An 18,993-nucleotide genomic window follows, 5' to 3' on the forward strand; every position below is an offset into this window, starting at 1 on the left:
TTGAGTAACAGTTATTTGCATTAGCAGTAACAGTTGTTTCTTGGAGTTAAGGGTTGTTTTCAGGATTGAGCACATAATCAAGGAGGTTTTTCAGTTGGCTAAATTTGAATATAAATTCCCTGAATTGGGCGAAGGCCTGCACGAAGGCGAAATCATCAAGATGCACATCAAAGTCGGTGACAAAGTAACTGACGACGACATCATCATGGAAGTACAGAACGACAAAGCGGTTGTAGAAGTACCTTGTCCGGTTAACGGAACAGTTACAGAAGTATTCGCTAAAGACGGTCAAGTCTGCCACGTTGGTGAAGTTGTAGCGATCATCGATGCAGAAGGCGAACTTCCTGAGCAAGACGACGCTCCTGCTGGCGATCAAGGCGAGCAAGAGAAAGATGCAGCTCAAGGCGGAGCTGACACAAGCGGTTCTTCTGCAGCAGCTTCCAGCTCGGATGCAGCTAAAGAAGGCGGCAACAATAGCGTTCCGGCAGTACCTGCCAAAGACGTTCTGGCAACACCAAGCGTGCGTAAATTTGCTCGCGAACAAGGTGTAGACATCGCTCAGGTTAACGGCACTGGCAACAACGGTAAAGTAACCAAAGAAGATGTTGAATCCTTCAAAAACGGTGGCGGTTCTTCCGCAGCGGCATCATCCGAAGCTCCGGCTCAAGAAGAGAAAAAATCCGCAGCACCAGCAGCTGCAGCTGATCAACACGTTGAAGAAGAGCGCGTACCATTCAAAGGTATCCGTAAAGCGATCTCTAATGCAATGGTTAAATCGGCTTACACAGCACCTCACGTTACAATCATGGACGAAGTGGACGTAACTGAATTGGTTGCTTTCCGTACTCGCATGAAACCAATTGCAGAGAAAAAAGGAACAAAAGTTACTTATCTGCCATTCATCGTTAAAGCACTGGTTGCGGCTTCCCGCCAATTCCCGGCTCTGAACGCTATGATTGATGAAGAAGCTAACGAAATTGTTTACAAAAAATACTACAACATCGGTATCGCTACAGATACAGACAACGGCTTGATCGTTCCTGTTATCAAAGATGCTGATCGTAAATCCATCTGGATGATTGCTGATTCTATCCGTGATCTGGCTGCTCGTGGTCGTGAGGGCAAATTGAGCGCGAATGAAATGAGAGGAAGCACAATCTCCATCAGTAACATCGGTTCTGCTGGCGGTATGTTCTTCACTCCAATCATCAACTTCCCTGAAGTTGCTATTCTCGGAACAGGACGCATCAGCGAAAAAGCAGTGATCAAAAACGGCGAAGTAGTTGCAGCACCTGTAATGGCTCTTTCCCTGAGCTTTGACCACCGTATCATCGATGGCGCAACAGCACAAAACTTTATGAATTACATTAAACAGCTGCTCGCTAACCCTGAGCTGCTTGTTATGGAGGTGTAAGATATGGTAGTAGGCGACGCTTCTCTCAATATCGACACATTAGTAATTGGTGCGGGTCCTGGCGGCTATGTAGCTGCCATCCGCGCTGCTCAACTGGGCCAAAGCGTATTGATCGTAGACAAATCCGAACTGGGCGGTGTTTGTTTGAACCGTGGATGTATTCCATCCAAAGCCCTGATCTCTGCTGCACACCAATATGAGTCTGCACTTCACGGTGAAGCTTTTGGTATCTCTGCTGAGAACGTAAAAGTGGACTTCAGCAAAACTCAAGAGTTCAAAAACGGCGTTGTTAAGAAAATGACTGGCGGCGTAGCTGGTTTGCTCAAAGGCAACAAAGTTGAAGTTTTCAACGGTGAGTGCATGTTCATCAACGAAAACGAAGCTCGTGTATTCAATGACCACGAGTCTCCACGTTACAAGTTTAAAAATGCAATTATTGCAACAGGTTCCCGTCCAATCGAACTGAAACCTTTCCCGTTTGGCGGACGCATTCTGTCTTCGACAGAAGCTCTGAATTTGCCTGAAGTACCAAAAAGCATGATCGTTATCGGTGGCGGATATATCGGTGCTGAGCTTGGTCAAATGTACTCCAAATTTGGTGCGAAAGTAACAATCATCGAAGGTTTGGATACAGTACTGCCAGGTTTCGATAAAGACATGACTAGCCTCGTGGCTAAAAACATGAAGAAAACAGGCATCGAAATCGTAACGGGTGCAAAAGCTGAAAGTGCTGAGCAAACGGATAAAGATGTAACTGTTAAGTACTCTGTAAATGGTGAGTCCAAAGAAGTAACTGCAGATTACCTGCTAGTAACTGTTGGACGTCGTCCAAACACAGATGGAGAACTGGGTCTTGACATGATTGGTGTTGACGTTGACGAGCGTGGATTTGTCAAAGTTGACCACCAAGGTCGTACCAGCATTCCTCACATCTTCGCAATCGGTGATATCGTATCTGGCTTGGCTCTGGCACACAAAGCTTCTTATGAAGGTAAAGTGGCTGCTGAAGCAATCGCAGGACAACCATCTGTAGTTGACTACAAATGTATGCCAGCTGTTGTGTTCACAGATCCAGAGTGTTCCAGCGTAGGTTACACTGAGAAAGAAGCTAAAGAAAAAGGTTACAAAGTAAAAGCTGGCAAGTTCCCTTATGCGGGTAACGGCCGTGCTGTATCTTTGAACCACGCTGAAGGCTTCGTGAAAATCGTAGCTGACGAAGAAAGCGGCCTTGTATTGGGTTGCCAAATCGTAGGTCTGGAAGCTTCCAACTTGATTGCTGAGCTTGGTTTGGCAATTGAGATGGGCGCAACTTTGGAAGATCTGGCTCTCACAATTCACGCTCACCCAACTTTGGGCGAAATCGTGATGGAAGCTGCGGAATTGGTTATGGGTCACCCGATCCACATCATCTCCCGTTAAGATCATCTAAGCTTCGGATCCGTCCGGCATTATACGTATATCAGAAGAGACGAATGACGTTAACGCGTTATTCGTCTCTTTTTTCTGAGCAAGAGCCAAGAAATTTAAGATACTCGTGTATGTAATATGATGAAAATTTACACGCTCATAAGTTTCAGTGAATTGATTTTATCCAACAACTCAATTGTGGTACACTGTAGTAATGATCAGTCATGATGTGGCTCCAAGCCAATCACGGTCTATATATTTAGTTAAACTAACCTTTTACACGAGAACGTAGAGGACAGAAAAAACCTGAAGAAGCGGAGCTAAAAGCTTTCTGAAGGAAAGCTGCATCGGAAGCATACGCTTTGACTTTATCCCCGGATTTTACCTTTGGAAAAGGAGATTAAAAAAATCTGGGGATAACAGCGATCGGAAGGTTGTTCTGTCATCGGAGTGGTAAGTGTAAATATTCTTTAGTGAGGGGATAACAACATGAAAAACTATCTCGATTTATTGCAGGATATTCTGAACAACGGCGTGCATAAAGGAGACCGTACAGGAACAGGAACACAATCTGTATTTGGCAGACAACTCCGTTATGATCTCTCCAAAGGATTTCCGCTGGTAACAACCAAACGAATTCATCTCAAATCGGTTATTCATGAACTGTTATGGTTTTTGAGTGGCGATACCAATATATCTTATTTGAAAGAAAACGGTGTGAAGATCTGGGACGATTGGGCGGACGAAAATGGGGATCTCGGTCCGGTATACGGCTCGCAGTGGCGCACATGGGAAGCACCAAACGGAGAAAAAATTGATCAGATCGCCGCAGTCATTGATTCGATCAAAAATAATCCGGATTCACGGCGTCACCTTGTCAGCGCATGGAATGTGGCTGAGATCAATAATATGAAGCTTCCACCTTGTCATTTTGCGTTTCAGTTTTACGTTGCAGAGGGTAAATTATCTTGTATGCTTACGATGCGTTCCGTGGATACGTTCCTCGGATTGCCGTTTAACATCGCGAGTTATGCGCTCTTGACTCATATGATCGCCCAGCAATGTGATCTTGAGGTAGGTGAGTTCATCTGGTCTGGAGGGGATGTTCACATCTACTCTAACCATGTTGATCAGGTTAAAACGCAGCTGGAGCGTGAACCTTATGCTTTACCTAAGCTGGTAATCAAACGTAAACCGGATTCTATTTTTGATTATAAGTTTGAAGATTTCGAGTTTGAGAACTATCAGCATCATCCGGGCATTAAAGCTCCAATTGCAGTCTAATTATGTGTTCAATCTCGACAAGAGACTTGGATTGAAGGAGTGTATTACCCTTGAGTATTGAATTGGTATGGGCAATGGGGGAGAACGGTGTGATCGGATTAAATAATTCGATTCCATGGCGTTTACCCAAGGATATGGCCTTTTTCAAACAACGTACGCTGAACAAAACCATTATCATGGGACGTAATACGTGGGAATCTTTTGGCGGTAAGCCGCTTCCTCAGCGTCGTAATATCGTAGTGACAAGAGATCTGAACTACAAGGTGGAACAGGCTGAAGTCGTACATACGATTGAGGAGGGTCTGAGTGTAACCAAAGGTGAGGAACTGTGCGTAATTGGGGGTTCCCAAGTGTATCGTGAGTTCCTGCCACTTGCAGATCGTCTTGTGGTGACCAAAATTCATGAGAATTTTGAGGGAGATACGTTTTTCCCTGAAGTGGATTGGTCCGAATGGGAACTGATTGAACAGATTGAAGGCGAACAGGATGAAAAAAATGTTCATGAGTATACATTCGAATTTTACGAACGTAAACGGTAAATATGGTATAGGAAATTCCTGACTTCGGTCGTATTTGTATGATGAGAGGGCGCTGATTACGAAATATTCGTGAACAGCGTCTTTTCTTTATAAAAAAATGAGTCACTTGTTTAAACTAGAATACATATAACATTAATATAACATAAGTAATTGGAATTTATGTATAATATACATACGGCCAAGCATTAAACAGTAAAAAAGTGTAAAAGTTTTGGGGGTTTAACGTCGTGAAGCCCTAAAACAGGTCTGATATTCGGAATTGAGAACGATTTATAGCAAAACATGTTGGATTTGATGACAAATTATCTAACATTCACTTAACGTTTCGACCTTTTATTTCTGTAACACACACCAGATTTCGCAGTTCAAAACCACATTTAACACCAAAATAAGGGTATTGACCATGGGTAGACTTGAAAGATATGATGTATAAAATACAAATAATTATGCGGATAATCCATTTAATATTCAGCACAGTAAATGCTACTATAATTGAAATATCTTCGAGAAGATTTTGTGATACAATATACAAAAACTCAAGTAATGAGTAATCCATTTCATATAGAACCATGCACATGAAGGGATTAAGACAAGAACGGATGGGGGAAAACGTAAGATGTCTACACCTACTGGATTTATGGAATACAAACGTCAACTGCCAACAGATCGTGAGCCAGCGGAGCGGATTAAGGATTGGGAAGAGTTTCATAAACACATGGCTGAAGAAGAGCTCAGAACACAAGGTGCACGATGCATGGATTGTGGTACCCCGTATTGCCATACAGGTATAGATATGATTGGCGGCACATCAGGTTGCCCCGTGCATAACCTGATTCCAGAATGGAATAATCTTGTATATCGCGGACTGTGGAGAGAAGCACTTGAGCGCCTTCACAAAACGAATAATTTCCCAGAGTTTACAGGTCGCGTCTGTCCAGCTCCTTGTGAAGGATCATGTACAGTTGGCCTAATTGGTCAGCCTGTAACCATCAAAACGATTGAAGAAGCAATTATTGAAAAAGGTTTCGAAGAAGGATGGGTGGTTCCCCAACCTCCTGAAAAACGCACGGGTAAACGTGTAGCTGTGGTAGGTTCAGGTCCAGCGGGATTAGCTACTGCCGCTCAGTTGAATAAAGCAGGACACTCGGTAACCGTATATGAGCGTTCGGACCGTGTCGGCGGATTGCTGATGTACGGTATCCCAACGATGAAATTGGATAAAAACGTAGTTCAACGTCGTGTTGATCTGCTCGAAGCAGAAGGCATTCAATTCATTACGAACACCGAGATTGGTAAAGATATTGCAGCACAACAACTGGTGGATGAATATGACGCTGTTGTATTGTGCGGTGGTGCAACGAAGCCGCGTGAATTCAATATTGAAGGCAGCGACTTGAAAGGCGTTCATTACGCAATGGATTTCCTGAATGGCAGCATTAAGAGTTATCTGGACTCCAATCTGGAAGATGGTCAATATCTGTCCGCTAAAGATAAAGATATTATCGTCATTGGTGGCGGTGATACAGGATCTGACTGTGTGGCTACATCGCTGCGCCATGGTTGTCGTACGATCACTCAATTCGGTACGCATACACAAGCGCCTATGGAGCGTGATCGAATTAACAACCCTTGGCCGCAATTCCCGAACGTATACACACTTGATTATGCGCAAGAGGAAGCCAAAGCGTTGTTTGGTCAAGATCCGCGTGAGTTCTCCATCATGACAACGAAATTTGTCGGAGACGATGAGGGGAACCTCAAAGAATTGCATACAGTACAGATCGAGCGTATTGTGGATGAGACTGGTCGCAAGATTTATCAGCCGATTCCAGGTACAGAGCGTGTATTCCCGGCTCAGATGGCCATGATTGCCATTGGTTTTGATGGACCGGAACAAACGTTGGTCGAGCAACTGGGACTTGCAACAGATCGTCGCACAAACGTTAAGGCACGTTACGGCAAATACAACACCAATGTGGATAAAGTATTTGCAGCAGGTGACATGCGTCGTGGTCAAAGCTTGGTTGTATGGGCGATTAATGAAGGCCGTGAGGCTGCTCGTGAAGTGGACAAATACTTGATGGGTGCTTCGGTTCTGGTGTAAAAGTATAGAACAAGATATCAATGACAACCTTCGCGATCAGCGAGGGTTGTTTGCTGTTATTTTAACCAATTTGACTACATATTTCATGTAAGTGTGAGCAATATCATTGCTTTTTAAGTGATAAAGATTTATTATTATATTATAATGATTATAAATAAGGGTTAACTGAAACCATGAATCCGTACGATAAAAGTAAATTTCAATGAATATAAATCGGAGGTGCGACCTGCTATGGCAAGTAACCGGGACAAGTCCATTTCAGAACAGATCTTTCACATTAAAAATCAATTGGTTGAAAAGGGGTATAAGTTAACACAACAACGGGAAGTTACTGTACGTGTATTGCTTGAACATGAAAAGGATCATTTTAGCGCAGAGGAAGTATTTCTGCTGGTTAAGGAGCAGTTCCCTGAGATTGGATTGGCTACCGTATACCGCACTCTCGAACTGCTGAGTGACCTTCAGGTCGTTGAAAAGATTAACTTTGGTGACGGCGCTGCGCGCTTTGATCTGCGAAGTACAGACGGTTCCCATCATCACCATCATTTGATCTGTACAGAATGTGGTAAAGTGGAAGAGATTATGGAAGATGGTCTGCTTCGTTTGGAACAACAAATCGAGCGTCAGTATGGCTTTGCTGTTACGGATCATCGTCTGGATTTCCAGGGTGTGTGCAAAGAGTGCAGACAAAAGCATGTATTAAAGGAGCAGGCAGCAGGATAATTCATTTCGGGAAGGTGCTCCCGAATCCAAAATCTGATATAATGAGTTTCAGAAGCAAGGGGCTTCCGTCGGCGGAATGCCCCTTTTTGCCGTCATGCGGACGGTGAAGGAGGAGAGATGGACGGATGAAGACACTGGTTATAGCGGAAAAACCCGACATGGGTCGAACCATTGCCGCCGTCATAGAACCAAAGGCCAAGAACAATCGCACGTATCTGGAGGGTGAACATTACATCATCACTTGGGCGATAGGGCATTTGCTTGGACTGGCTGAACCGGATGCCTATGATACAAAGTACAAACGCTGGAATATAGCGGACCTGCCGATCATACCCGATCAGTTCAAGATTGTACCCAATCCGAGGACTAAAGATCAGCTTAAAATGATTGGAGAACTGGCAAAACGGGCTTCAGCGATCGTTAATGCTTGCGATGCAGGGAGAGAAGGTCAGTACATCTTCGCCCTCATACAACAGCAATTGAAGCTGCGTCAGCCTGTAAAGCGTTTATGGATATCGGATTTGACGGCAGAGAGCATTAGACGTGGTTTTGATGGTCTGAAGGATGCCTCTGAATTTGAAAATCTGACCCATGCTGCTCGCGCCAGAAGTGAAGCCGATTGGCTGATCGGGATGAATGCCTCACGGGCGTTTACAACCCGCCATAATGCATTGTTGTCTGTAGGTCGTGTGCAGACGCCGGTACTCGCGCTAATCTACGATCGTGAAATCGAGATTGAAGCGTTCCAGTCACAGACCTTTTATGAAGTAGCCGCCTGGTTTCGGCAGGAAGGTGTTGAGTACCGGGGACTGCGTCAGGGAGATAAGTTGACCGATGCGGAGGCAGCAGAGGCCATTGCAGCCAGTGTGAAGGGCAAGACAGGGCAGATTACCAAATACGAAGCGAAGCAGACGAAGGAGTATCCGTATCGTTTGTATGACCTGACCCTTTTACAGCGTGAAGCCAATGCCAAGTTTGGATATGGAGCCAAAAAAACACTGGATATCGCACAGGCCTTGTATGAAAAACACAAGGTAATTTCGTATCCGCGGACAAACTCCAACTATGTTACAGAACAGAATATTGAAGGTATGCACAAAACACTAAACCTGCTTAAAAATGGTACCTATAGTGAGCTTGCACAAGGGGCCAAGCCAGAGCTTGTTCATAAGAATAATAAAGGGGTATGTAATCCGAGCAGGGTTGAGGATCACCATGCGATCCTACCTACTTTGAAGCGACCAGGTACCTTATCCAAGGATGAGCAGAACATCTATGATTTGATTGTCAGACGTTTCTTGTCTCACTTTTATCCTCCGGCAGAGTATAAGCAACATACCGTGCTCACCGAAGTGGAGAAACATCAGTTTAAGACATCTGTCAAAGAGCTGTTGTCCCTCGGATGGAAAGTGGTTCTCGGTTCTGGAGATCAGGAACAGGGCGGTGCAGGCAAGAAGAAGACCAAGAAAAACGGCAATGAGGAAGAGGAAGCTGAAGAGTGGACGGACAAGGCTTTTAGTGTGCAACCTGAATTGCCTGTTCAATGCACGAAGAGTGAGTTCAAGGAGAAGGCGACCCAGCCTCCCAAGAGTTATACCGAGGGAACATTGCTGAAAGCGATGGAGAGTGCAGGCAAGCAGATCGAGAATGAAGAGCTGCGAGACGCGATGAAAGATAGTGGCCTGGGTACTCCGGCTACACGTGCGGCTACAATTGAACGCCTCAAAAACGTAGGTTACATTACGCTGCAAGGGAAGAAAATGCAGTTAACGCTCAAAGGCAGAACAGCTATTGAGTTGATTCGTCGCGCGGGTGTGGATCTGTTAACTTCACCTGAGATGACCGGGCAATGGGAAAGAAGGTTATATCAGATTTCCAAAGGTGAGGCAGGTCAGGACAAGTTCATGGAGAACGTCAAGAAATTCACCTTGTCCATCATTGAGAAAGTGCGTGTACAAGCTCCTGCTCCAGCAGATGCTTTTGGAGAAGATTCACGGGCAGGCAGGGGGAAAGGCAAGGGAGCCAGAACCCAGGCAGGCAATACAAGGACATCAGCCAAGACGGCTAGTGGCGGTTCAACTGTAAAAACGTCCCGTCAGACTTCGGCATCTTCATCGAGAGCCGGCAGTGGGAAAAATGCGACCACCAAGGCGCCGTCCTCAAGTGCGAGCCCATCGGGAGTGAGAGAGTTACTGGCACCTTGCCCCTCTCCTGGCTGCACGGGTCAGATTATAGAGGGCAAGAAGGGTTATGGATGCTCACGTTTCAAGGAAGGCTGTTCATTTGTGGTCTGGAAAGAGTATGCGGGCAAAAAAATTACCAGTACGATGTTAAAATCGCTGATTGAGAAGGGGAGTACACAAGTACTGTCGTTTAAACGAAAAGACGGGAGTATGGTGAAAGCACGTATTATTTTGCAGGACGTAGTAACAGGCAAATTATCTGGTGAGAAGCAGGATGCTTGATCTTAGTTAACAGTTAACATACAGCAAAAGGACCCTTAACCAAGGGTCCTTTTCTGTTGCTGCTGTTGTATATTTTCGTGTATGACTTTAGGGACTTCTTCCAGTGCAGTGATGGTATACATCGACGTTTCCGGATTAGGCTGAAGTTCTACGATGTTGTATTGCCATTCATTCGGTTGTTTGATATAAATGCTGTGAATTCCGGCTTTTACCGCAGGCATAATATCTGTGCGTAGTGAGTTGCCAATCATCCATGTTGCACGACGATCAAACGGACCGTTAGACAGAATGCCTTCCAGTGCCTCGACGTTTTTGTGTTGTCGGATATAGATCCGATCATCAAAATAAGCCGAGAGTTTCATCTGATCAATCTTGCGCTGTTGGATCACGGTTTCGCCGCCCGTATATAAGTAGAGGGAGTGTCCAGCACCCTTGAGGTTCTCAAGCGTTTCAACCATATGAGGGTAGGGTTCAACCTCCTGATCGTACACACTCATACCCAACTTGCTCAGATAAGATTCTTCTCTGGGAGAGGTTAATCTGGCAAACTTGCCGGAGAAATAACGATAGGTATCAATCAGGGATTGCGGGAAATGATGACTCGCAAAACCAAGCTTGTTCACTCCGGTTACATCGATCTCCAGCTGTTTTTCCCGAATCTCTTGTGTTGTCAGAGAATGTCCATCAAACCACTCTTGCATATTCTCAAAGAATTCTCCCAAAATCAGGTTGAAGTACTTGTTGCAATATACGAGTGTATCATCAAGGTCAAACAAAATATGTTGTTTCATTATTTTCATGATCTAACTCACTCCTTGTAGCCAGTAAATCCACAATGATTCAACTAAATTAAATGCGAATATAGGATTCCAGGAACATATTTAATTCAGATACGCCATCCGGCCGAATACTGTATTTCTCTTTACGGTTACTTCCGAGCAGATGGGTCCGTAGCAGACCTGCGATGCGTAGCGCCATCACCTGGTCTTTGACCGTGTCTTCGTCTTTACCCAGTTCTTCGCACATCTCAGCGAGGGATTTGGGTTCATCCGATACGTAACGAAGCAGGCGAAGTCTTTCGGGATCAGCCAGCGCATGGGTAAAACGTAAAAGACATGTTGGTGGCTGGTCTTCGTTCTCTTCAGGTGCATCTACGGGATACTGCATGATCATCATACCCTCATAGAAACAGTACATATTAATAGGACGATTGTGCACCGTTGGAAACAGGATGACTTCGTTCAGTCCCGGCATCGGTTCAACAAGAACGCCCGCTGTAGCATATTCAATAAGCAGTTCAGAGCCCATTTTATCAAGCAAAATGCGTTTTTCTTCGGCATCTTCTTCCAGCCACACACGCTGATCTTCGCTCATATTCTGACAGTAGTGTTCATCCCATAGTCGCAATAATGGGACATAACTGTTCCGAATGCGAGTAGATTCTTCTATAGTAAGAGCCGGCAGAAGAGGAGACACACGTGCAAACAGGTCTTCCGCTGTCATTCCGGCAAGCATGTCCAGGAAATCACGATTCTCCGATGTATCATTTTGATAGGCTGCCCATGCAAACAAAACATCAAAATCATCAAAAGGCCAAGTGGCAGCAGGTGCGAGCGCAGCCCGTACATTGGAACTTAGTTTGCCTTCCACTTCCAGAATCCATTCAGGACCAATATCCAGATGCTGAATCCATTTTTTCGTGACATAAACCAGAAAGCTGTTGAGCATTTCATATATCGGTGAAACATCAATTTTCACATGATAAGCCATATTGTTGCAGAATCCTCCCGTCACATCTAAATGTACGCAGCGACTTAAGTACGATTAGTGCGTGTTCAAAAAGTCTGGTTTTCAGTACCAAGAAGATGGAAATGGAGTAGCGGAGCGTAGGAAAACTACGTGAGCAACGGACATTTCGGCTGAAATTCATCTTCGAAGCTGATGATGCCACTAGGCATGATTCGTAATCAAAAGTGAACTTTTTGAACAACCTCTATTATGGCTTGTTTTGCAGGGCGTTGTCCACTATAATGTTCAAGTCCGGGGCAAAGCCCTGATCTTTGAATAGCAGTTTAAAACCATATGTATAACATACAAAAGTCGTCAGCGATGGCGATTTTTCTTTGTGTGCTCGCAGGAGGAATGAATTCGTGTCATCGATTACTCGTCCCAAACTATCACACTCGACAGCCAACTATCTCATTTTGATTACGGTTATTGTGGTGGCGGGAATAAGTCAGGGGCTTTTGCTACCTGTGCTTTCGATTTTTTTGGAGCAAAAAGGGGTTTCACCAGGTTTAAACGGATTAAACGCCGCCGCGTTGTACATTGGCTCTTTTGCCATGACTCTCGTTGCGGAGAGACTACTGGGTGCATTCGGTTTCAAAAAGTTGATTGTAGGTGGCCTGATATTAGTCATGGTCCCTTTAATACTATTTCCGTATTTACCAGATATTAAAATATGGTTCATATTGCGTCTGATCGTTGGAATAGGAGATAGCGCACTTCATTATGCGGCTCAGCTCTGGGTGCTACTTGTTACCGCTCCTGAAAAGCGTGGACGCTACATATCACTATATGGCATGTCCTACGGGTTGGGATTCAGTATTGGTCCGCTGGGAATTAAGCTGCTTGGCTTCGGTGATGCTGTCCCTTTCTGGGTCTTGTTCATCTGTATAGTAGCAGTACTTATACTGGTATTAATGAAGCTTCCGGATACAAAACCGGAAAAAGCAGAGCATGGCCAACTGCCTGAACGTCGCTTCCGTCGTAGTCTGGCATGGGCCTGGTATGCACTTTTACCAGCACTCTTATACGGATATATGGAAGCGGGTATGAATAGTAACTTCCCCGTTTATGGGCTACGTATTGGATTCGATACCAATCAGATTTCGTCGTTGCTTCCTTTTATCGGGATTGGAGGTTTGTTCCTTCAATTACCTCTCGGAATGTTGAGTGACCGATATGGGCGGAAGAAGATATTGATGTTTGCGGGCATCAGCGGGGGAATCATCTTCATGCTGGTTCCAGTCGCAGGTACGCATTTCTGGTGGACGCTTGTATTGTTAACAATCGCAGGCGGCCTGGTCGGCTCCTTTTTCTCACTGGGCCTGGCCTATGCCGCAGACATTTTGCCTAAGGTGTTGCTGCCTGCAGCCAACGTCGTTGCTTCCTTTCATTTCACGATTGGAAGTATTATTGGACCGAATCTGGGTGGTCAGATGATCAACTGGGTTTCACCCGGAAGCATGTTCACCTTGCTCGGAATCCTGTACCTTCTTTTCGGCTTGGCAGGTATATTATTTCGTCGTAAACCTGAGCTCGAATCTGTGTTAAAATAGAAGCTGGTGTTCGCATGGAAATTGATGTCCATTTCCGAGTACACTAGTGGTAGGGAAAAACATGGACAAGAGGAGACATCGCGATGATCAGAGTAGAGAACTTGAGTAAATCCGTTGGCGTGGACCGCGTTCCCGTTCTACGGGATATTCGATTTGATATGCAACAGGGTGAAATGATAGCTGTAGTTGGCTCAAGCGGTAGCGGTAAAAGCATGTTGCTTAAATGTTTGGCCATGATGGAAAAATGGGATTCCGGCCGGTTTACGGTGGATGGCGCCGAGATTTTGAAAGAAGGCTGGTCTGGAAAACGGAAAATCAAACGGGAATGGGCATACTTGGAACAAAATCCAGAATTATTTCCTAGACGTACGGCCCTTAAAAATGTATTAATCGGACGATCGGGTCAGACTCCTGTATGGAGAATGGTAACCGGTATGGTACGTTCCGATGATTATATGGGTGCTATGGATTATCTCGAAGGATTGGGATTACTTGATAAAGCACATCAAATAGCAGAGAAGCTCAGTGGTGGCGAGAAGCAGCGTGTTGCTATTGCAAGAGCACTTGCTCATGGTGCCAAAGTGGTTTTGGCCGATGAACCAGTGATTGGTCTTGACCCTCACACAGCAGATTCGGTGCTGGAAACGCTGCGCAAATTATGTGAAGAAGAACGTGCAACAGTCATTGCAGTACTGCCTATTGAACTTGCTGAGAAACATGCCACACGGATCTGGGGATTGGCAGAAGGCAAGATTGCTTTTGATATTCGTGGACGAAGACTGACACAGCAAGAAAAAAACCAGATTTAAACTATTGAAAAGAGTGATGAGATTGTTTAATTCACGGTGGGGACGCTTTGTAGCAGCAGGAACTATGGCAATTATGCTTGGTTCTGTTCTAAGCGGATGTACAGTCATAAGTGATCCCAAGCTTCTGATGAAGCAACCTATGATGTCCATGGACAAGGAGAAATTATATACGATTGTACAGAAGGAACAACCATCGGAGAGTAAGTTAATCCGGCCCAAAGATCTGAATAATACAAGCATGATTCGTGTTGCTGATCTGAATGGTGATGGTACTCGTGAGGCTATTGTTTTCTACGAAACCCCTAATGAGAATGTGCGGATTCATGGAATGCTCTTAGAGGAACAGGGTGATACATGGGTGAAAAAACTTACATTTGACGTTCCGGGGAATAGCTTGCAATCATTTAAATTATTGGATATTACAGATGACGGAAATCCAGACATTGTTCTCGGGGTAAGTGTTGAAGCCCAGAAAGCCTTAATGGCCTACTCCTACAAAGGAGGTGCCCTTGAACAGGTAATGGGTGGTGTGCCCTACAATCAATTTATTATTGACGATATTCAAGGAAACGCGCTGGATTTAAATGGGGACAACGAAAGTGATTTTGTGATAGTGACATTAAATACGAGTGGTTTTGCCACAATTGCCTTATATCAATTTAATGAGGGTAGTTTTAAAGAAGTTGATCGCATGCAGACTGACTATACTGTTAAAGAAATATATAGCGCACTCGGCGGACAGATTGCTGAGAACAAAATGGGTATTGTTTTGGATGCTGAGTTAGATGATCGAAGTACTTTTTCACAGATCATATATGTAAAAGACGATAAATTGATAAATGCTTTCAAATCACCCGATCAAACTTATAGAGATGACAAAATTTTAAGTAGTGATGTCAATAATGATGATATTATTGAGTTTGGATTAAAAGAAACACCAAAGGGTTGGGAGCATTATGTTTTTGATGAGCGAATGTGGTTCTATACTTTTTACCAATGGGATGGAAAAGATGGGAAGAAATTTGTCTCTTTTCAGTATCGAGACGATGCAAATTCATTCCATTTAAATCTCAAATCGGATTGGTATGGGAAAATAACTATTGATACTAAATCGGAAAAAAACAAGTATATTCGCTTTAAAATGATTGACACTGATGAAACTGTTGGTGAAATTAAATACTTCACACTTTCGCAGTGGGAACAGGAGAAGGGAAAGAGTTGGAAAGAAATTACACGGAACAATGAACATATTATTGCTTCACGTGGTTCTCAACTTGATGGGAACCCTGGACTCTTAGAAAATTTATCGCAGACAAATAGAAAGGAAGAACTTAATGAGTAAAGTACTTATTCTTGAGGATGAGGAATCCATCCGCAGTTTTATTGTAATCAATTTGAAGAGAAACGGATTCGAAGTACTTGAAGCTGGAGACGGGCATGAAGCGCTTCGCATACTGCAAACAGTACCTGACATTGATCTGGCTCTACTGGATGTTATGGTACCTGGTATAGATGGTTTCGAGGTGTGTCGCAGGATCCGTGAGACCAATGAACGTCTGGGTATCATTTTCTTAACCGCCAAAGTTCAGGAACAAGATAAAGTATACGCACTCTCTGTTGGTGCAGATGATCATGTAAGTAAGCCTTTCAGCCCAACAGAGTTGATTGCGCGTATTCAGTCTTTATTACGCCGTGTGAACGTGCACCGGGAAACTGCGGCGAAGGTTACGTTCCAGTCTGGACCATTTTCACTGGACTTGATCTCGAAGCAATTCAAGAAACAGAATGAAGCCATTGAATTGACTCCAACGGAGTTTTCCTTAATTCAGTTTTTCCTGGAAAAAGAAAATACACCGCTCAGCCGCGATGTGTTGTTAGATCATGTATGGGGCAAAGAGTACATGGGTGATCCCAAAATTGTGGATGTCAACATTCGTCGTCTGCGTCAGAAAATTGAGAACAATCCTTCCGAGCCCGAATACCTCCAGACTGTATGGGGTCACGGCTACAAATGGAAGGGCCGGGAGCAATGATTAAAAAAGGCATTACGCGACAGATCGTATTACATTACTTCATCGTAGTTTTTCTTGCTCTGTTGTTAGTTGAATTCATATTTATGCTTGCAGTGCAAAGATACTATTATGAGAGTATCTATAATACTATAAACCAGCGGATTACGATGACAAATGATTTTAAAGAACCTTTGTCTCTAGTGAATGGTGCAGAAGATGGTAATAATCTATCGTATCTGCTTGTGAATCTTCAACTTGATAATACTGAATTACAAATTCTCGATTTGAACGGAAGAGTATTGGCCAGTTCTACGGCATTTGAGTCAGAACATGCTGTTCTTCAGACCAGTGACATCTCTCAGGCGATGAACGGGAATGTGGGTCGTTGGGTCGGGAGACAGCCAATTACAGGAGAACAAGTGATGGCAGTATCTCATAAACTTGACCTTGGAGGCGAGAATACTTACGTTGTCAGGTACTTGACATCTCTTGACCTAGTTAATTCAAAATTACTAGTGATGGGATTGCTTGCAGCTGCTGTAGGTGTTGCTGTGCTTTCTCTTGTATTGATCATCAGCATTGGTATGGCAAATTCCATTGTACGTCCAATTAATAACATCACCGCAGTATCTGCCCAAATGGCTAGAGGACGGCTGGATGTCAGGGTTAAGGGGAATTATAAGCACGAACTGGGCGAATTGGCATCAACACTTAACTTCATGGCACATGAAATCGTGCGCAGTAATCAGATCAAAGATGATTTTATCTCTTCGATCTCACATGAATTAAGAACACCTCTGACCAGTATCAAAGGCTGGAGCGAGACACTGGATTCAGGCGGTTATGATCCGGAAGAAACCCGTATCGGTATGGGTATTATCTCCAAGGAAACCGAACGACTGATTGGACTTGTTGAAGAGATGCTGGATTTCTCCAAATTGCAGCAGAATCAGATGAAGCTGGTCAAAGGAACCGTCAACATTCGTGAAATTGTACAGGAAACGATGTTGAATGTCTGGGCCAAAGCGGAACAAAAACAGGTCCATCTCAAGTTGGAAACGGACGAGACTCGTGCTTATAATGTCCATGGAGACGGTAACAGACTGAAACAAGTCTTCCTGAATGTTGTGGATAATGCGATCAAATTTTCACATGAGAATTCCTGGATCTTCTTGTCGGTCAAAGAGGAGAATGGTCAGATCATTGCAGCTGTTCAGGACACCGGTATCGGAATTAGTGAAGAACATTTAATTAAAGTACGGGACCGTTTCTTCCAAGTGAATCATCAAAATGGGGGAACGGGACTAGGTCTTGCGATTACGCAAGAATTGGTAGAACTGCATGAGGGAACGATCACGATGCAAAGTGAACTCGGATCGGGTACAACCGTTACGGTTACATTACCGGCTGTGGCTGAGGAGATGGGTCCAGAAGAGTCTGTAACCGCGTCTGGTGATGCTGAAGTCACAGATGAGCGAACAGCTAGTGATGCAAGCGATACAAAATCAGATCTAGAAAAGTCTTAAGGTTTTAAAAGATAAGCGATTTTTCTACCTGATGATCGAGCATGTACGCTTTATAATATCCATATCAACATCAACACCAAAAAAAGGCGAGCCATCTGAGGCTCGCCTTTTACATATTATGTTTACTTCATTATGAAGAAAGTTCGCCAGTGCGCAGGCGCCCACTTTTTTCATATACTTCTTTCAACATACGAACAGGTTGCGTACGGACAGCCGGTTTGGCAGAGACGATCTCGTTAGGTCCAACGACCACAATTTCATCCGCCGTACCTTTAACGATTGCACCGTCCTTGATTATTGCACCTTCACCGATGATGGCGCGTTCGATGTGAACCCCACGGCCTATGCGTGCGTTAGGCATAACAACACTGTCTTTAACCTCAGAGCCTTTACCCACTTCTGCACCGCAGAAGATAACGGAACGTTCTGAACGACCTTCGATTGCACAAGAGTCGTGAATCATGGAAGTAACATGTTCGATCTTTGTATGTCTTGCTTTGTAAGCACTTGGCTTGGAGCGCCAGTCGCGAGTAAACATCGGCCAGTTTTCTTTTTGCAGACTCCAGTCTTCCTCGTTGTGTAACAGATCCATATGTGCATCCCAAAGGCTCTTAACCGTACCTACGTCTTTCCAATAACCATTAAAATTATAGACAAAGAGGGGATTATTTTCGTTCAACATTTGAGGAATAACATCTTTACCGAAGTCATGGCTGGATTCAGGGTTAGCGGCATCTTGCAAGAGATGGCGTTTCAGATAATCCCATTTGAACATGTAAATGCCCATTGAAGCCAGATTACTTTTTGGTTCAGCCGGTTTCTCGGCAAACTCGGTTACACGCAAATCAGCATCGGCAGCCATGATCCCAAAGCGATGTGCTTCATCCCATGGAACTTCCATAACTGAAATCGTTGCTGCGGCATTATTGGCTTGATGAGCCTCCAACATATCGCGATAATTCATATGATAAATATGGTCACCCGACAAAATTAGAACATTTTCGGGGTTTTGTTGATCAATATAGTCGATATTTTTATAAATAGCATCCGCCGTTCCCAAGTATTCGTCATTTCCTGTATGATAAGATGGAAGCAAGGATATTCCTGCCTCACTTGAGTTGCCATGTCCCCATGGTTCTCCTCCACCGATGTGATCGTGTAAAGATTCCGCTTGGTACTGCGTCAATACTCCTACAGTATCGATCCCTGAGTTTACGCAGTTACTGAGAGGAAAATCGATGATCCGGTAGTGCCCGCCAAACGGTACAGCGGGTTTTGCGATACTCGAGGTCAAAGGGGCTAATCGCTTCCCTTCTCCTCCCGCCAACAGCATAGCGATGCAATCTTTATTAAACATAATCGTTTCCCT

General features: G+C 44.3%; 15 protein-coding genes. 12 read left to right on the forward strand and 3 right to left on the reverse strand.

Annotated features, from left to right (window positions below):
• Window positions 1-94: 94 nt before the first annotated feature.
• The 7 genes from PAEAM_RS10060 to PAEAM_RS10090 all read left to right on the forward strand — a co-directional run bounded on the left by PAEAM_RS10060 (window position 95) and on the right by PAEAM_RS10090 (window position 9,936).
• The gene (locus PAEAM_RS10060; protein WP_047843378.1) at window positions 95-1,414 is read left to right on the forward strand and encodes a dihydrolipoamide acetyltransferase family protein; all 1,320 of its coding nucleotides are present in this window, start codon (window positions 95-97) and stop codon (window positions 1,412-1,414) included.
• Between the two features lie 3 nt (window positions 1,415-1,417).
• Window positions 1,418-2,833 carry a dihydrolipoyl dehydrogenase gene (gene lpdA, locus PAEAM_RS10065; RefSeq protein ID WP_036613658.1) on the forward strand — a complete coding sequence of 472 codons (1,416 nt, stop codon included), beginning with the start codon at window positions 1,418-1,420 and terminating at the stop codon, window positions 2,831-2,833.
• Between the two features lie 477 nt (window positions 2,834-3,310).
• A complete protein-coding gene (gene thyA, locus PAEAM_RS10070; RefSeq protein ID WP_100527395.1) occupies window positions 3,311-4,105 on the forward strand; it encodes a thymidylate synthase in 795 nt (264 codons plus the stop codon).
• Between the two features lie 50 nt (window positions 4,106-4,155).
• On the forward strand, window positions 4,156-4,644 hold the full coding sequence (locus PAEAM_RS10075) for a dihydrofolate reductase (protein WP_100527396.1): 489 nt from the start codon (window positions 4,156-4,158) through the stop codon (window positions 4,642-4,644).
• Window positions 4,645-5,260: 616 nt separating this feature from the next.
• Window positions 5,261-6,748: a glutamate synthase subunit beta gene (locus PAEAM_RS10080; RefSeq protein WP_036673826.1), complete on the forward strand. Its 1,488-nt coding sequence runs from the start codon at window positions 5,261-5,263 to the stop codon at window positions 6,746-6,748.
• A 231-nt stretch (window positions 6,749-6,979) separates the two neighbouring features.
• Window positions 6,980-7,471, forward strand: coding sequence for a ferric iron uptake transcriptional regulator (gene fur / locus PAEAM_RS10085; protein ID WP_036613667.1), 492 nt, complete (start codon window positions 6,980-6,982; stop codon window positions 7,469-7,471).
• 125 nt (window positions 7,472-7,596) lie between these two features.
• Window positions 7,597-9,936 (forward strand): type IA DNA topoisomerase, encoded by a 2,340-nt coding sequence (locus PAEAM_RS10090; RefSeq protein ID WP_100527397.1) that lies wholly within the window; start codon window positions 7,597-7,599, stop codon window positions 9,934-9,936.
• Window positions 9,937-9,971: 35 nt separating this feature from the next.
• Here PAEAM_RS10090 and PAEAM_RS10095 read toward each other — a convergent pair whose 3' ends face one another.
• Window positions 9,972-10,736, reverse strand: coding sequence for an HAD family hydrolase (locus PAEAM_RS10095; RefSeq protein ID WP_036613669.1), 765 nt, complete (start codon window positions 10,734-10,736; stop codon window positions 9,972-9,974).
• A gap of 49 nt (window positions 10,737-10,785) precedes the next feature.
• Window positions 10,786-11,706: an ArsR/SmtB family transcription factor gene (locus PAEAM_RS10100; RefSeq protein ID WP_036613670.1), complete on the reverse strand. Its 921-nt coding sequence runs from the start codon at window positions 11,704-11,706 to the stop codon at window positions 10,786-10,788.
• Window positions 11,707-12,086: 380 nt separating this feature from the next.
• Between PAEAM_RS10100 and PAEAM_RS10105 the strand changes: the two genes are divergently transcribed.
• The 5 genes from PAEAM_RS10105 to PAEAM_RS10125 all read left to right on the forward strand — a co-directional run bounded on the left by PAEAM_RS10105 (window position 12,087) and on the right by PAEAM_RS10125 (window position 17,624).
• Window positions 12,087-13,277, forward strand: a complete 1,191-nt coding sequence (locus PAEAM_RS10105; protein ID WP_100527398.1) for an MFS transporter — start codon at window positions 12,087-12,089, stop codon at window positions 13,275-13,277.
• Window positions 13,278-13,360: 83 nt separating this feature from the next.
• Window positions 13,361-14,086, forward strand: a complete 726-nt coding sequence (locus PAEAM_RS10110; protein WP_036613671.1) for a phosphonate ABC transporter ATP-binding protein — start codon at window positions 13,361-13,363, stop codon at window positions 14,084-14,086.
• A 4-nt stretch (window positions 14,087-14,090) separates the two neighbouring features.
• Window positions 14,091-15,428: a hypothetical protein gene (locus PAEAM_RS10115; RefSeq protein WP_165789870.1), complete on the forward strand. Its 1,338-nt coding sequence runs from the start codon at window positions 14,091-14,093 to the stop codon at window positions 15,426-15,428.
• On the forward strand, window positions 15,421-16,119 hold the full coding sequence (locus tag PAEAM_RS10120) for a response regulator transcription factor (RefSeq protein WP_017688086.1): 699 nt from the start codon (window positions 15,421-15,423) through the stop codon (window positions 16,117-16,119). Before PAEAM_RS10115 ends, PAEAM_RS10120 begins: the two co-directional genes overlap by 8 nt.
• Entirely contained in the window at window positions 16,116-17,624 is a 1,509-nt protein-coding gene (locus tag PAEAM_RS10125; protein ID WP_100527399.1) for a sensor histidine kinase, read from the forward strand. Before PAEAM_RS10120 ends, PAEAM_RS10125 begins: the two co-directional genes overlap by 4 nt.
• A 130-nt stretch (window positions 17,625-17,754) precedes the next feature.
• On the opposite strand, the gene PAEAM_RS10130 is transcribed toward PAEAM_RS10125, so the two are convergent.
• On the reverse strand, window positions 17,755-18,981 hold the full coding sequence (locus tag PAEAM_RS10130) for a glucose-1-phosphate adenylyltransferase (protein ID WP_100527400.1): 1,227 nt from the start codon (window positions 18,979-18,981) through the stop codon (window positions 17,755-17,757).
• Between the last annotated feature and the right edge of the window lie 12 nt (window positions 18,982-18,993).

The sequence above is a fragment of the Paenibacillus sp. GM1FR genome, assembly GCF_002803315.1.
Classification (GTDB): Bacteria; Bacillota; Bacilli; order Paenibacillales; family Paenibacillaceae; genus Paenibacillus; species Paenibacillus amylolyticus.

What these genes read in the sequence shown, in the direction of transcription:
- lpdA (WP_036613658.1), top strand. Translation starts at nt 1,418, where the DNA reads ATGGTAGTAGGCGACGCTTCTCTCAATATCGACACATTAGTAATTGGT.
- thyA (WP_100527395.1), top strand. Translation starts at nt 3,311, where the DNA reads ATGAAAAACTATCTCGATTTATTGCAGGATATTCTGAACAACGGCGTG.
- PAEAM_RS10080 (WP_036673826.1), top strand. Translation starts at nt 5,261, where the DNA reads ATGTCTACACCTACTGGATTTATGGAATACAAACGTCAACTGCCAACA.
- fur (WP_036613667.1), top strand. Translation starts at nt 6,980, where the DNA reads ATGGCAAGTAACCGGGACAAGTCCATTTCAGAACAGATCTTTCACATT.
- PAEAM_RS10090 (WP_100527397.1), top strand. Translation starts at nt 7,597, where the DNA reads ATGAAGACACTGGTTATAGCGGAAAAACCCGACATGGGTCGAACCATT.
- PAEAM_RS10095 (WP_036613669.1), bottom strand. Translation starts at nt 10,736, where the DNA reads ATGAAAATAATGAAACAACATATTTTGTTTGACCTTGATGATACACTC.
- PAEAM_RS10100 (WP_036613670.1), bottom strand. Translation starts at nt 11,706, where the DNA reads ATGGCTTATCATGTGAAAATTGATGTTTCACCGATATATGAAATGCTC.
- PAEAM_RS10110 (WP_036613671.1), top strand. Translation starts at nt 13,361, where the DNA reads ATGATCAGAGTAGAGAACTTGAGTAAATCCGTTGGCGTGGACCGCGTT.
- PAEAM_RS10120 (WP_017688086.1), top strand. Translation starts at nt 15,421, where the DNA reads ATGAGTAAAGTACTTATTCTTGAGGATGAGGAATCCATCCGCAGTTTT.
- PAEAM_RS10125 (WP_100527399.1), top strand. Translation starts at nt 16,116, where the DNA reads ATGATTAAAAAAGGCATTACGCGACAGATCGTATTACATTACTTCATC.
- PAEAM_RS10130 (WP_100527400.1), bottom strand. Translation starts at nt 18,981, where the DNA reads ATGTTTAATAAAGATTGCATCGCTATGCTGTTGGCGGGAGGAGAAGGG.